At 69.6% G+C, this 14232-nt stretch carries 12 protein-coding genes; 10 read left to right on the top strand and 2 right to left on the bottom strand.

Annotated elements, in window-relative coordinates:
- Window positions 1-8: 8 nt before the first annotated feature.
- Window positions 9-1085: an ABC transporter substrate-binding protein gene (locus tag BLS50_RS23025; RefSeq protein ID WP_011694571.1), complete on the bottom strand. Its 1077-nt coding sequence runs from the start codon at window positions 1083-1085 to the stop codon at window positions 9-11.
- A 441-nt stretch (window positions 1086-1526) separates the two neighbouring features.
- Here BLS50_RS23025 and BLS50_RS23020 point away from each other — a divergent pair, with 441 nt between their 5' ends.
- The 8 genes from BLS50_RS23020 to BLS50_RS22985 all read left to right on the top strand — a co-directional run bounded on the left by BLS50_RS23020 (window position 1527) and on the right by BLS50_RS22985 (window position 10623).
- Complete coding sequence (locus BLS50_RS23020) at window positions 1527-2699, top strand: LLM class flavin-dependent oxidoreductase (RefSeq protein ID WP_011694572.1); 1173 nt, start codon at window positions 1527-1529, stop codon at window positions 2697-2699.
- A gap of 50 nt (window positions 2700-2749) precedes the next feature.
- The gene (locus BLS50_RS23015; protein WP_074804311.1) at window positions 2750-3796 is read left to right on the top strand and encodes an ABC transporter substrate-binding protein; all 1047 of its coding nucleotides are present in this window, start codon (window positions 2750-2752) and stop codon (window positions 3794-3796) included.
- A 33-nt stretch (window positions 3797-3829) separates the two neighbouring features.
- Complete coding sequence (locus BLS50_RS23010) at window positions 3830-4630, top strand: energy transducer TonB (RefSeq protein WP_074804309.1); 801 nt, start codon at window positions 3830-3832, stop codon at window positions 4628-4630.
- A 40-nt stretch (window positions 4631-4670) separates the two neighbouring features.
- Window positions 4671-5387 (top strand): MotA/TolQ/ExbB proton channel family protein, encoded by a 717-nt coding sequence (locus tag BLS50_RS23005; protein ID WP_074804307.1) that lies wholly within the window; start codon window positions 4671-4673, stop codon window positions 5385-5387.
- Window positions 5387-5797, top strand: a complete 411-nt coding sequence (locus BLS50_RS23000) for an ExbD/TolR family protein (RefSeq protein WP_006484323.1) — start codon at window positions 5387-5389, stop codon at window positions 5795-5797. The genes BLS50_RS23005 and BLS50_RS23000 overlap by 1 nt, the downstream gene beginning before the upstream one ends.
- A 36-nt stretch (window positions 5798-5833) precedes the next feature.
- Complete coding sequence (locus tag BLS50_RS22995) at window positions 5834-6898, top strand: ABC transporter substrate-binding protein (protein WP_074804305.1); 1065 nt, start codon at window positions 5834-5836, stop codon at window positions 6896-6898.
- The gene (locus BLS50_RS22990; protein ID WP_074806624.1) at window positions 6895-8112 is read left to right on the top strand and encodes an MFS transporter; all 1218 of its coding nucleotides are present in this window, start codon (window positions 6895-6897) and stop codon (window positions 8110-8112) included. The genes BLS50_RS22995 and BLS50_RS22990 overlap by 4 nt, the downstream gene beginning before the upstream one ends.
- A 195-nt stretch (window positions 8113-8307) precedes the next feature.
- Window positions 8308-10623: a TonB-dependent receptor gene (locus BLS50_RS22985; protein ID WP_074804303.1), complete on the top strand. Its 2316-nt coding sequence runs from the start codon at window positions 8308-8310 to the stop codon at window positions 10621-10623.
- A 72-nt stretch (window positions 10624-10695) separates the two neighbouring features.
- Here BLS50_RS22985 and BLS50_RS22980 read toward each other — a convergent pair whose 3' ends face one another.
- Entirely contained in the window at window positions 10696-11715 is a 1020-nt protein-coding gene (locus BLS50_RS22980; RefSeq protein WP_074804301.1) for a zinc-dependent alcohol dehydrogenase family protein, read from the bottom strand.
- A 126-nt stretch (window positions 11716-11841) separates the two neighbouring features.
- Here BLS50_RS22980 and BLS50_RS22975 point away from each other — a divergent pair, with 126 nt between their 5' ends.
- The gene (locus tag BLS50_RS22975) at window positions 11842-12771 is read left to right on the top strand and encodes a LysR substrate-binding domain-containing protein (RefSeq protein ID WP_074804299.1); all 930 of its coding nucleotides are present in this window, start codon (window positions 11842-11844) and stop codon (window positions 12769-12771) included.
- A gap of 153 nt (window positions 12772-12924) precedes the next feature.
- A complete protein-coding gene (locus BLS50_RS22970; protein ID WP_074806621.1) occupies window positions 12925-14232 on the top strand; it encodes an MFS transporter in 1308 nt (435 codons plus the stop codon).

Here is a 14232-nt window from a genome sequence, read left to right as displayed (position 1 = left end):
AAAGGGGCTCACGCGCGCTTCTGCAACGACGGCCGCAGCACGTCGGCGAGCGGGCGCGGATCGATCCAGTCGGCGACGTCGAAATCGGCTTCCAGAAAACCGTGGTCGTGCAGGAAGGTCTTGAACTCGTCGAGCGCGGCGACCGATTCGTCGTCGAGATTGATGCCGAGATGCCGGTGCAACTGGTTGCCGTACGCGGCGCGCACCCAGTCGATCGACGACGCGGTTTCGCCGGCCACGTAGTGCGCGGTTTCGTCAGGATGCGTGCCGGCCCATTCGCCGGCGGCGACCACGAGTTTCAGGAAGCCGGCGACGATGTCGGGGTGGTTCGCGAGCACGTCCGCGTTGACGGTCAGCGGGCGCGGCGTGCCGTTGTTGTTGCGGATCGAGCGCTCCGGATGAAAGCCGATGTCGATCACGACGTGTGCGCCGATCAGTTGCGCGATCTCGAGGCCCGTCGAACCCTTCACGTAGATCGCGTCGACTTCGCCGCGCAGCAGCGCGCCGGCTTCGGCCGCATACAGCGCACGGCTCGAAAAGCCTTGCGGCGACGCGAACAGGCTCGCCGCGCGCGCCGGGCCGACGGCTTGCAGCGTGCGGGCGCGCACGTCGACGCGTTCGACGTCGCCGAGCGTCAGCCCGTCGAGGCTCAGCGCATTGACGAAGCCGCGCAGCGCCGACGCGCGAAAGATGTCGATGCGATCGTCGGGGCGGCTCGGAATCGCGATCCGGCGCCCGCGCAACGCCTTCACGGAGCGGATGCCCGACTCGGGGCGCGCGAGGATCAGCTGCGATTCGTCGACCCACGACAACCCGATCACGCGTGTGTTCGCGTCGTTCGAGCGCGCCCACATCGCGGGGATGCTGCCGCCCTGACGAAACGACTGCGCGAGCGTGTGGTCGCTGATCGACGACACGTCGTGCCGCGTGGCGCCGCGCGGCGAGCGGATCGCGACGCCGTCGGCCGACGTCTCGCCGTTGAGCCAGCCGAGATGCACGGCGATGCCGAGCGGCGTCGGCACTGGCGATCGGGCGTACCAGAACGTCTGCTGCTTGTCCGATGACGAATCGGGCCTGTCTGTCATGTGTGAGATTCCCCTGTCTGGGTAAGCGTGGTCGAGGCGCGGTGTCGCCCGCGCGGGCCGTTCCACGTTGCAAGTTCCGGGCCAGTGAACGGCAACCGCCGTGCGGCTGCTGCCGCGGGCCTCGCGGGCGATGCGCGGCATGGCGGCAGTCCCCTGCGTTGTTGCGTGAGCAACAGTCGCGTCGGGCGCTGTTGCGCGCGCAGCACCGGTGCGGCGGAAGCAGCAGCGGCACGGGTGCGTGTCGCGACATGTCCGGCGGCACCCGGCGCACATGATTCGAATCGTCGCGCACGCCCGACCCGCAAGGCGCCGCGCGCATTCGCCGGCGGCTTCGCGCATGTCGCGGCGAACCCGTTGGCACACCGCGTGCTTTACAGCGCTACAAACGCGCGGCACGCCGGTGCCGCACGCAATCCGAACGGGCCGACAAGGAGAATCCCGATGGCTGTTGAATTTCTGTGGCGCCTGCCGATGCACGGCGACGGTCGGCGCGCACACGATCTGCATACGCGCGGCGAATGGAATCGCCAGCGCGCGTCGCGCGTCGCACCGAAAGTCGACGACGACGCGTTCGGCTACATCGACTATCTGTCGCAGGTCGCGCGCGCGGCCGACATCGCCGGCTTCCACGGCGCGCTGATTCCGATCTTCCGCTTCACCGAGGAACCGTGGGTCGTGGCGGCCGCGCTGGCGCGCGAGACGCGCCGGCTGCGCTTGCTGATCGCGCTGCAGCCGCATTTCGTGCATCCGGTCTATGCGGCGCAGATGGCCGCGAGCCTGCAGCGGATCAGCCGCGGCCGCGTCGAGTGGAACGTCGTCACGGGCGGCGGCGGGCCCGACCAGCGTGCGTACGGCGACTTCATCGATCACGACAGTCGCTATGCGCGCACCGACGAATTCCTCGATGTCGTGAAGGGCGTCGCGGCCGGCGCGCCGTTCACGTTCGACGGCCGCTTCTATCGCGTCGAGGAGGGCGGTTTGCTGCCGCCGCTGAGCGGCCAGAAGCCGCCGCGGATCTATCTGGCCGGCGCGAGCGACGCCGCGCTCGCGGTCGCCGCGAAGCACGGCGACGTGCACCTGAGCTGGGGCGAGCCGCTCGCGAAGCAGAAGGAAGTGATCGATGCGGCGCGCCGCGCGCTCGACCGGCAGAACGCCGAGCGCGATCTGCGCTTCGGCATGCGCATCGACATCCTGGCGCGCGAGACCGAGGAGCAGGCGTGGGCCGAGCTGCGGCAGATGTTCGCGACGGTGGGCGACACGACGCGCAATGGCTTCGGCGGGCGCGGCGCAGCGTCGGAATCGGTCGGAGCGAAACGCCAGTTCGCGCTGCACCAGGGCAACACGCAGCACTTCGACGACCTGATCGTCGGCCCGAACCTGTGGGCCGGGATGTCGCAGATCCGTGGCGGCCCCGGGTGCGTGATCGTCGGCAGCCACGAGCAGGTGGCCGAGCGGCTCGCGGAATACGTCGAGATCGGCGTGTCGACGTTCATCCTCGCGAGCAACCCGCACCTCGAAGAAGCGTACCGCGTGGGCGAGGAAGTGCTGCCGCTCGTCGACGGCGCGCTGAACGCGCGCGGCACGCAGGCGGCGCTGCGCGTGGCCGGCGCCTGAGCGCGGCGGCCCGCCGCCACGCACCCATGACAACGACAAGGACACTCACCATGACGGCACTCGCTGCGCAGGCCACGGCTTGCGACGCACTCTGGTACACGCGCTGCCCGGTGCCGACCGCGCTCGGCATCGCCGTGCATCGCGGCTGGTTCGACGAGGAGTTCGGGCCGGACGGCATCGCACTCCATTCGCTGCAGGAGACGGCCGACGCCGACAAGCGCGAATCGCACTTCGATCACAGCCTGCCGCACTCGTTCCGGCAGGGCGGCAACATTCCCGCGCTGTGGGCGCGGGCCCGCGGCGCCGATACGCGCGTGATCGGCCTATCGTGGACCAACGAATTCCAGGCGATCGTCACGCTGCCCGAGCGCGGCATCCGCACCGCGCGCGACCTGCGCGGCCGACGGCTCGGCTTGCCGCGCCATCCGATCAGCATCGACTTCTGGCGCGCGGCCGCGCTGAAGGGGTTCCTGAGCGCGCTCGAGCTGGAAGGGCTTGGCCACGGCGACGCCGAATGGGTCGACCTGCCCGACACGCGCGAGCGCCACACCGGGCCCGCGTCGTTCACGCGCGGCCCGCACGAATACGGGCTCGAAATCGCTGCGCTCGTGCGCGGCGACGTCGACGCGGTGTTCGTGAAGGGCGTGGCCGGGCTGGAAACCGTGCATCTGATCGACGCGCAGGTCGTCATCGATCTCGGCGCGCATCCCGATCCGCTGGTGCGGATCGGCAACGGCACGCCGCGCACGCTGACCGTCGACCGCGCGCTGATCGACGCGCGCCCCGATCTCGTGAGCCGCTTCCTGTCGGTCGTGGTCGGCGCGGGCGACTGGGCCGCGCGCCATCCGGCGGAGACGGTCGCGTATATCGGCCGCGAAACGCGTGCATCCGACGAGTGGGTGCGCTACGCGTATGGCGCGGATGTGCATCGCCATCTGGAAACCGGGCTCGCGCCGACGTCGATCGACGGGCTGGTCGCGTTCAAGGATTTTCTCGTCGAGTGGGGCTTTCTCGAACACGATTTCGACGCGCGCGCGTGGATCGATCCGGCGCCGTTCACGCAGATCGACCGGCACCGCCATGCGTGGGTCGCGTAGCGCGCCGCGGCGTGTCATTGCAAGGAGTCGAACATGACAGGGCTGACGATCGAATACGGCGTGCCGCCCGCACGCCGGCATGCGGCACGTGCGGCGCCGCGCACGGTGGCGGCGGTTGCGCGGCCGCCGTCGCTGCCGCCGTCCGCGCAGGTCGACGCACGGGCCGCACCGGCGAACGGATGGCGTGGCGCGGCGGCGATTGCGCTGGCCATCGCGGCGCTGCATGCGGGCGTCGCGCTGCTGGCCGCGCGCGTGCCTGCCGCACCGCCCGTGCAGCCGCCGCGGCCGTTGCCGATGACGGTCGAGCTGACGCGGCCGCCCGAACCGTTGCCGCAGGCCGCGCATCCGCCACCGCCGGTCGTGCCGCCGAAGCCGTTGAAGCAGGCGCCGGTCCCGCCGAAGCCGCGCGCGGCCGTACCGCGTCCGGCGCCGGCGGCCACGCCGCAGGCGACGCGCGAAGCCGCACCTGCACCCGTGCCGGCGACGCCGGCCGTCGCCGCGCCCGCTGCCCCGATTCAGGCGCCTGCGCCCGCACCCGCCGTACCCGTGCGCGAAACCGCGCCGATCGGCGACGCGGCGTACCTGCGCAACCCGGCGCCCGACTATCCGGCGTTCGCGCAGGACCAGGGCTGGGAAGGGCGCGTCGTGCTGCGCGTGCACGTGCTCGCGAGCGGCACGCCCGATTCGGTCGAGGTTCGCACGAGCAGCGGCCGCCGCCTGCTCGATAGCGCGGCCGTGGCCGCCGTGAAGCGCTGGACCTTCGTCCCCGCGAAGCGCGGCGACGAAGCGGTCGACGGCTGGGTGAACGTGCCGATCGATTTCAAGCTGGGCTGACCCGCCGGGCCGCCCGCACATTTTTCAAGGAACTCACATCATGAACGCTATCCCGACCACCTTCATCGTCCAGGGCGCGCTCTGGCTGCTGGTCGTCTTCTCCGTCGTCACATGGACGCTGATCGTCGTGAAGGCGATCCAGAGCCTGCGCTCGAGCGCGCGCAACCGGCGTTACGTCAGCGCGTTCTGGGCCGCGAACAGCTTCCACGACGCGGCCGCGCTCGACGGCGCCAACAGCCCGGTGGGCGAACTCGCCGCGACGGGCTTCGACGCACTGCGACGCGCCGACGAGAGCAGCGCGCACGATCTCGAACACAGCTGGAGCCGCCACGACCTGCTCGAACGCCATCTGCGCCAGCAGATCCACAACGCGCGCCGGCGCGAGGAAGCGGGGCTCGCGGTGCTCGCGTCGATCGGCAGCACCGCGCCGTTCGTCGGGCTGTTCGGCACCGTGTTCGGCATCATCCATGCGCTGACCGCGATCACGCACAGCGCGTCGGCGAGCATCGACGTCGTGGCCGGGCCGATCGGCGAAGCGCTGGTCGCGACCGGCATCGGCATCGCGGTCGCGGTGCCGGCCGTGCTCGCGTACAACTTCTTCGTGCGCCGCGTGAAGGCCGCGTCGGCCGATCTCGACGCGTTCGCGACCGACTTCGTCACGCTCGCGCAGAAAGCCGGCTTCCGCGTGCCGGCCGCCGTGCCCGCCGCCGTGCCGGCGCGCCGTTCCGACGACACCCGCCAGGAGGCGTTCGCATAATGGCCTTCTCGTCCTCCTCCGACAACGACGACGTGCTCAGCGAAATCAACATCACGCCGCTCGTCGACGTGATGCTCGTGCTGCTGGTCGCCTTCATCGTCACCGCGCCGCTGCTGAACAACGCGGTGCACGTGAATCTGCCGAACACCGTCGCCACCGCGCCGGCCGACCGCAAGCCGAACGTGACCGTGAGCGTCGACGGCAAGGGCGTCGTGTACCTCGACAAGCGCGCGGTCGCGCTCGACACGGTGCCAGCCGAGCTGGCCGCGCTGAAGGCCGGCCGGCCCGACGTCGCGCTCGACCTGCAGGCCGACGAGCACGTGCCGTACGGCACTGTCGCGAAGCTGATGGCCGCGATCGAGCACGCGGGCATCACGCGATTGTCGGTGCTCACCGCGCCGCGCGGCTGACGCGCGTTTCACGACTCCTTTTTTGCGAACGCATTCATGAGCACTACGGCTTCACACAACGTTCAGTCGATCTGGTACACGCGCTGTCCGGTGCCGACACCGCTCGGCATCGCCGCGCATCTCGGCTGGCTGGATCACGAATTCGCCGGCGACGGCATCACCGTGCGCGCGCTGCAGGAAAGCCAGCACGCGGCGCTGCATCACGCGCACGTCGACCATTCGCTCGACAACGCGTTCCGGCAGGGCGGCAGCATTCCGGCGCTGTGGGCGCGCGCGTCCGGCGCCGACACGCGCGTGGTCGCGCTGACCTGGGTCGACGAGGCGCAGGCGATCGTCGCGCTGCCGGAAGCCGGCCTCGCGCGGCCGAAGGACCTGCGCGGGCGCCGCATCGGCCTGCCGCGCCGCGACGGCGAGCGGATCGACATCTTCCGGGCGGCGGCGCTGCGCGGCTTCGTGAGCGCGCTGTCGCTCGACGGGCTCAGCCCCGGCGACGTCGAATGGGTCGACGTACCGGCATCGAACCTGCGCGCGCCGGTGTCGACGCCCGCGACCCGCGACGCGGCGTTCAGTCATCCGGCGAGCCTGTCGAGCCGCCGGCTCTATGCGGCCGAGGCGGCCGCGCTGGTGCGCGGCGACGTCGACGCGATCTACGTGAAGGGATCGCTCGGGCTCGAAACCGCGCACCTGATCGGCGCGCAGCCAGTGGTCGACATCGGCTTTCATCCCGATCCGCAGATCCGCATCAATAACGGCTCGCCGCGCCCGCTGACCGTCAATGCGTCGACGCTCGAACGCCATCCCGACATCGTCAGCCGCTTTCTCGCACGCGTGACCGACGTCGAAGGCTGGGCGCGCGAGCACGAGCACGAAGTGCTCGGCTATCTCGGCCGCGAGACGGGGTCGGGCCATGACTGGCTGCGGCTCGCGTACGGCGTGGACGTGCACCGGCGGCTGCGCACGGATCTCGACGAAGCGTCGATCGCCGCGCTCGACGATTTCAAGCGCTTTCTGGTCGACTGGCGGTTCCTGCCCGCCGACTTCGACGTGCGCGCGTGGATCGACCGGCGCGCGCTCGCCGGCATCGCGACGCTGTCGCGGTGAGCACGCCGGCACGCGTCGCCGACGCATGGCGGCGCGAGCGCTTCACCGGTGGCTTCATGCTGCTCGCGCTCGCGAGCGGCACGACGATCAGCATGGCGCAGCTCGCGACGACGCTGTATGCGCTGGCGCTCGGCGTCGACGACGCGCGGCTCGGCATCATCGCCGCGATGGAGCCGCTCGGTATCGCGCTGATGACGTTGCCGGCCGGGCTGCTGGTCGCGCGCTACGGTGCGCGCCGCGTGTACTTCGCCGCGAGCATGGGGCCGATGCTGCTCAATCTCGTCGTGCCGTTCACGGGCGCATGGCCGCTGATCGCGCTCACGCAGGGGCTGATCGGGCTGTGCATCCCGTTCCGGATCGTATCGATCAACGGCGTGTTTCTCGCGCGGCTCGCGCAGATCGGCCTCGCCCGCGCGGGCTGGTATCGCGCGGCGATGTCGATCGGCACGGGGATGGTGGGGCCGTGGCTCGCGAGCGGGCTGATCGGCACGCACGGTGCGGTCGCGACGTTCTGCGTGGCGTCGGGGAGCTTCGCGGGGATGGCGCTGTTCAGCCGCGTGTTGCTCGGCGAGGCGGCGCCACCATCGCGCGGCGCGTTACGTCGAACCGGTGGCCTGCGCGCGCTGTTCGCGCTCGCGTGGAGCCGCGACATCCGCGAGCAGCTCGTCGTGGAAGCGGTGAACAGCGCGACGCGCGCGCTCGTCGGCACCTATACGGTGGTGCTCGCGATTCAGTCGCTCGGTCTCACGCAGACGCGTGCCGTCGCACTGCTGACGTTGCAGGGCGCGGTCGCGGTGATCGCGCTGTTCGGGCTCGGGCGCGTCGCGCAGCGCATGACCGAGCGCCGCTGTCATGCACTCGGCCTCGCGGGCGGCATGGCCGGGCTGCTCGCGCTCGGCCTCGGGCGCGATGCTTGGATCGTCGGCGCGGGGCTCGCCGCGTTGTGCGCCGGCTCGTCGCTGCTGCATCTCGTCAACATGCAGCATCTCGGCCGTCATCCGGCCGACAAGAGCCAGGTATCGAGCCTCTACAACCTCGCGTCGATGACCGGCGCGTTCTGCGGCCCGCTGGTCGGCAGCGCGCTCGCGCCGCTCGTCGGGTTGCGGGCCGTGTTTCTGTGCTGGCTGCCGGTCGTCGTGCTGGTCGCGCTCGCGCTGCGGCTCGCACACGGGCGTCGCGGCGCGACGCAAGCGCTGCCTGCGAAGCTGTCCTGACGAATTCGGCATCGTGCGGTGTTGCGTGACCAGCAATTTTCCGCTTCCACAGATGCGCATGCAGCAACACGGGCGCAGCAGGGCCGCCGCGCGCCCCGTGCGACGGGCCTGTCGATGCTGGCATCCGAATTGCATGAGAGAACCCGTGCGTCGCGCACGCACTGCGTTCAACCGATCAAACAGGATGACTCATCGATGTTCAGGAAAAAACTAATCGTCACCGCGCTGGGGGGACTGCTGACGGGCGGCGCCGTATCGTTGCCCGCATGGGCAGAAGATGGCGCGGCGACGGCGGGGGCGCCGGACGCGAAGCCGGCGCAACAGGCATCGGACGACGCGGCCGCGGCCGCACCGAAGGCGGTGCGTGCGAACCGCGGCACGGCCGTACGCGAAACGAACCTCGGCACGGTGACCGTGACGGCGCGCCGGCGCAAGGAGCGCATCCAGGACGTGCCGGTCGCGGTCAGCGCGCTGAGCGGCGATGCGATCAAGAACAACGAGCTGCGCGTGATCAACGACGTGACGAAGTACGTGCCGAACTTCACCGGGCAATCGACCGAGGGCCGCGAACGGCCGCGCTGGTTCCTGCGCGGCGTCGGCAGCAACGATCCGTCGGACCTGTCGCTGAGCCCGATCGGCGTGTACTTCGACGACGTGTACATCAACAGCGTGTTCGGGCAGGGCTTTCCGCTGTTCGACCTCGACCACATCGAAGTGCTGCGCGGGCCGCAGGGCACGCTGTGGGGCAAGAATACGGTCGGCGGCGCGCTCAACATCACGTCGCAGAAGCCGACGTTCGACGTGAGCGGCTACGGCAAGCTCGGCTTCGGCCAGTACAACAGCCGGCTCGCGGAAGCGGCGATCGGCGGGCCGATCGGCAAGAACGACGTGCTGGCCGCGCGCGTGTCGGTGTATCACGAGAATGCCGACAGCTTCTATACGAACACGGTGCAGCAGGGGCGCTTCGGCGGCTTCCACGACAACGCGGTGCGCTTCCAGGTGCTCGCCGTGCCGACGTCGGACACCGATTTCCTGTTCAACATCCATGGCCGCAACTACACGGGCGGCGGCAACGCATGGCACGCGGAAGGCGCAGGGCGCGGCGGCACGAACCAGTTCGGCTTCGTCGGGTCGAGCGATCCGTATACGGTGTCGCTCAATGCGCCGTCGAGCGATCACATCTCGACGTGGGGCACGTCGCTGACCGCGCACTGGCGCATCAACCCGGCGGTGTCGCTGACGTCGATCACCGCGTTCGAAGGGCTGCACCGCTGGTACCAGGACGACGAGGACTATTCGCCGTTCGATGCGGCACGCTCGCACGACCGCCTGTCGAGCCGGCAGTTTTCGCAGGAATTCCGGCTCGAATCGCCGCAAAGCGACCGCCTGAGCTGGATCGTCGGCACGCACCTGTTTACCGAGCAACTGGCCGAGCAGGGCGCTGGCGGCGGGCTGCCGGGCTCGCCGTCGCCCGCGTACTACCACCTGACGGATCTCACGCAGCACACGCAGAGCGCGGCGATCTTCGGCAGCGTCAAGTACCGCTTCACCGACCGCTTCAACGTGACGGGCGGGCTGCGTTACACGATCGAGCGCAAGACCATCAACCTCACCGGGCTGCAGGATACCGGCAACGTGACGTTCAGCGATCCGAACAGCTGGTGGTCGCCGTCGTCGGTGTCGTCGCCGCTCGCGGTCAGCGCGCGGCAGAACCAGACGAACACCTGGCGCGCGCCGACCTGGGACCTCACGCCCGAATATGCGCTCAGCAGCAACGTGCGTGCGTATTTTCGCTATGCGCGCGGCTTCCGCTCGGGCGGCTACAACGGCAACGCGTATACACAGAGCACGGTGTCGACCGTGTCGCCGGAGTACCTGACCGATTACGAAGTAGGCATCAAGAGCGAATGGTTCGACAAGCGGCTGATCGTCAACGCGAGCGTGTTCCACTACGACTATCGCGACATCCAGGTGTTCGCGCTGGCGCCGAACCCGTTCGGCGGGCCGCCGGTGTCGACGCTGTCGAATGCGGGGCAGGGGCGCGCGGACGGCTTCGAGCTGGAGCTGAAGGCGCAGCCGGTCAACAGCCTGTACCTGTTCGCGAACCTCGGGATGCTGAACACGCGCTACACGGAATTCCGCAACGTACCGACGGCCGTGGGCAACTCGTTCGCACGTTCGCCGCATACGACGCTGAACGCGGGCTTCGACTATCGCGTACCGGTGTCGTTCGGCACGCTGACGGCCGGCGGCGACGTGAACTACCGCAGCCGCGAGTACTTCAGCGCGACGCGGCAGACGATGCCGCAGCTGTGGCAGGGCGGCTATACGGTGCTGAACGCGCATGTGTCGTACACGACGCCGAACCAGAAGTACATCGTGACCGGCTACGTGACGAACCTGACGAACAAGGTCTACAAGAAGCTCGAGCTGTTGCCGTCGTATGGCGCGTATCCGACGCTGTACGGCGATCCGCGCACGGTCGGGATCACGCTGACCGCGAAGATCTGAGCCTGACCGGAAACGCCTGCCGCGGCGCCGGCGCCTGGTGCGTCGAGCCGCGGTACGTCGTCCCTTCACGCGTCACGACGCGACGCGAATCACCACCTTGCCGAAATGCTGCCCCGATTGCAGGTGCGCATACGCTTGCGGCGCTTCGTCGAAGCCGAACACGCGATCGACCACCGGCTTGATCCGCTTCGCGTCGACGAGCCGCACGACGTCGTCGAGCATCGCGCGGCTGCCGACCATGAAGCCGTGCAGTTGCTTGACGCCGCCGATCAGCGGCAGCAGATCGAGTACCGGCCCGCCGAAGCTGCTGAGGCCCCCGATGATCGACACGATGCCGCCGAGCTTCGTCGCGGCGATCGAGCGCGGCAGCGTATCGCGGCCGCCGACTTCGACGACGAGATCCGCGCCCGCGCCGCCGGTGAGCCGCAATACTTCATGTTGCCATTCGGGCGTCGTCCGATAGTTGATCGTTGCGTCCGCACCGAGTGTGCGGGCGCGTTCGAGCTTCGCATCGCTCGACGACGTGACGATCGTGCGCAACCCCGTGGCCTGCGCGAGCTGCAACGCGATGATCGATACGCCGCCCGTGCCGAGCAGCACGACGGTCGCGCCCGGCTTCAATCCGCCGCCGACGAACAGCGCGTTCCACGCGGTGATGCCCGCGCACGACAGCGTCGCCGCTTCGTCGTAGTCGAGATGCGGGGGAATCGCGACCAGCGCGGTTTCGTCGGCGACGAAGCGTTCGGCCAGCACGCCGTCGAATTGCGCGCCGGGCGAACCCGACACTTTGTGCGGCGTCGGCGGCCCGTCGCTCCAGCGCGGGAAGTAGGTGTTGATCACGCGGTCGCCCGGCTTGAAGCGCGTGACGTCGCGGCCGGTCTCGACCACTTCGCCGGCGCCGTCGGCGACCGGGATCAGCGCTTCCTTGCCGATACCCAGATAGTCGCCGCGCGCGAACATCAGGTCGCGATAGTTCAGCGCGGCCGAGTGAATCTTCACGACGACGTCGGTCGGCCCGACCGGGCGCGGCGTCGCGTCGATGCGCCCGAGCCCGGCAATGCCGTCGCCCGGTTTGAGGTGCCATGCATGCATGTCGACTCCTTTTCGAGATAGTCCGGACTATCATAGTGTTGCGCAGGCGGACGCATTGGCGAGAATTCGGCCAACGATTGTCGCCGGCATGGACACAACCTTGTCATCGCACCGGAGCGGAGCGGCATGGATGAACGGCTGAGAGGCGTCGCCGAATTCGTCGACGTGGTGGAATCGGGCAGCTTCGCGGCGGCGGCGCTGCGCCTCGGCATGACGCGCTCGGCCGTCGCGAAGATCGTCGCGCGGCTCGAACTGCGTCTCGGCGCGCGGCTCCTGCAGCGCACGACACGCCAGCTCGGCCTGACCGACGAAGGGCTCGTCTATTACGAGCAGTGCCGGCGGCTGCTGGCCGAACTCGGCGAAACGGAAGCCGCGCTCGACGCGGGCCGTCGCGAGCCGGCCGGGCGTGTGCGCGTCAGCGTGCCCGTGCTGTTCGGGCGGCAGTGCGTGGCGCCCGTCGTGCGACGTCTCGTCGAGCGCCATCCGCGGCTCGAAATCGACATGTCGTTCAGCGATCGCGTGGCCGACCTCGTCAACGACGGTTTCGATCTGGCCGTGCGCATCGGCGAGCTGGCCGATACGAGCGCGCTGGTCGGCCGCAAGCTCGGCGTGCAGCGCATGGGCATCTGCGCATCGCCCGCGTATCTCGCGCGTCACGGCCGGCCGGCGGGGCTCGACGAACTGGCGTCACACGTCGGCATCGCGTATTCGCGCGGCGGACAGCCGACACCATGGCGAGTCATCGGCGCGGACGGCGCGGTGCACGACCATCGCGCGACCGGCCGCCTGCGGTTCGACGACCTGCAGGCGATCGCCGATGCGGCCGCCGCCGGCGCGGGCCTGGCGTGGCTGCCGTGCTGGTTGATGGCGCCGTACCTGCACGATGGCCGTCTCGCGCTCGTGATGGACAGCAACAGCGTGTCGGGCGCCGAGGTGTTCGCGGTGCGGCCGGCGGCGCGCCACGTGCCGTCGAAGGTGCGGGCCGTCGTCGATGCGCTGGTCGACGAGATTCCGCACATGCTGGCGTCCGACGACGCGAACGGCGAGCGCGGATGACGACGGCGCGACAACCCGGCTGGCCGCGCATCGCGCCCGCTCGCGTCTCATATATCGAGAACACATCCCGGTAATTGACGCGAATTTCACGGGGCTCCTAGACTGGCCTGCATGACGCCGCGCCTCACGCGAGACGATCCAGGAGACATGCCGATGACCGCCACCGCCCCGCAGTTGCACGCCGCGACGATGCGGCGCCTGAACCTGCGCCTGATTCCGTTCCTGATGCTGCTGTACCTCGTCGCGTATATCGACCGCTCGAACATCTCGGTCGCGGCGTTGCAGATGAATGCCGACCTCGGCCTCAGCGCCGAAATGTACGGGCTCGGCGCGGGGCTGTTCTACGTGACCTACATCCTGTTCGAGGTGCCGAGCAACCTGTTCCTCGCGCGGGTCGGCGCACGCCGCTGGATCGCGCGGATCATGATCACGTGGGGCATCGTCGCGGCCGCGATGAGCGCGGTGCAGACGCCGGGGCAGCTCTACGCGATGCGCCTGCTGCTCGGCGCGGCCGAAGCCGGCTTCACGCCGGGCATCATCTACTACCTGTCCGCGTGGTATCCGCAGAGCGACCGGGCGCGTGCGATGTCGTTCTTCTATATCGGCGCGACGCTCGCGTCGGTAATCGGGTTGCCGCTGTCCGGCGCGCTGCTGAACCTGAACGGCGTGCTCGGCGTCGAGGGCTGGCGCTGGCTGTTCCTGCTCGAAGGCGTGCCCGCGCTGCTGCTCGGGTTCGTCGTGCTGCGCCGCCTGCCCGATACGCCCGCGCACGCGCGCTGGCTGCCGGCCGACGAGCGCGCGTGGCTCGAAGCGACGCTGCGCGACGGCGCGCCGCGCGAGCATCTGTCGCATGGCGTCGCATTGCGGCGTGCGTTCGGCGACGGCAAGGTGTGGGCGCTCGCCGCGTTCTGGTTGTTGCAGGCGTTCGGCACGATCGGCCTGACGTTGTTCCTGCCGCTGCTCGTGAAGAGTCTGTCGGGGCAGTCGAGCTTCGCGGTCGGCAGCCTGTCCGCGCTGCCGTTCCTGTTCGCATGCGTCGCGATGTATCTAAATGGCCGGCATTCGGATCTCGGCGGCGAACGCGCGCTGCATCTCGGCGTGCCGATGCTGTTGGCCGGCGCGTTGCTGGTCGCGGCGATCTACGCGCCGGTGCTGCCCGTCGCGTATGCGTTGCTGGTGCTCGCCGTTGGTTTCAACTGGGCCGCGACGCCGGTGTTCTGGGCCGTGACGACCGAGTACGTGTCGGGCCTCACGGCGGCCGCGTCGATCGCGCTGATCAACGCGGTCGCGAACATCGCGGGGCTCGCGCTGCCGCCGGTGATGGGGCGGATCAAGGACGTCACGCATTCGTACGATTTCGCGCTGCTGCTCGTCGCGGTCGCGTTGCTGGCGGGCGGTGTGCTCGCGTTGCGGATCGCGTCGCGGCGCGCGATGCCGGTGGTGGCGGGGCGGGTGGGGTGA

The organism is Burkholderia orbicola (assembly GCF_900100915.1).
Classification (GTDB): domain Bacteria; phylum Pseudomonadota; class Gammaproteobacteria; order Burkholderiales; family Burkholderiaceae; genus Burkholderia; species Burkholderia orbicola.
Note: the sequence above shows the minus strand (reverse complement) of the source record. Positions and strands in the feature narration are given on the sequence as shown.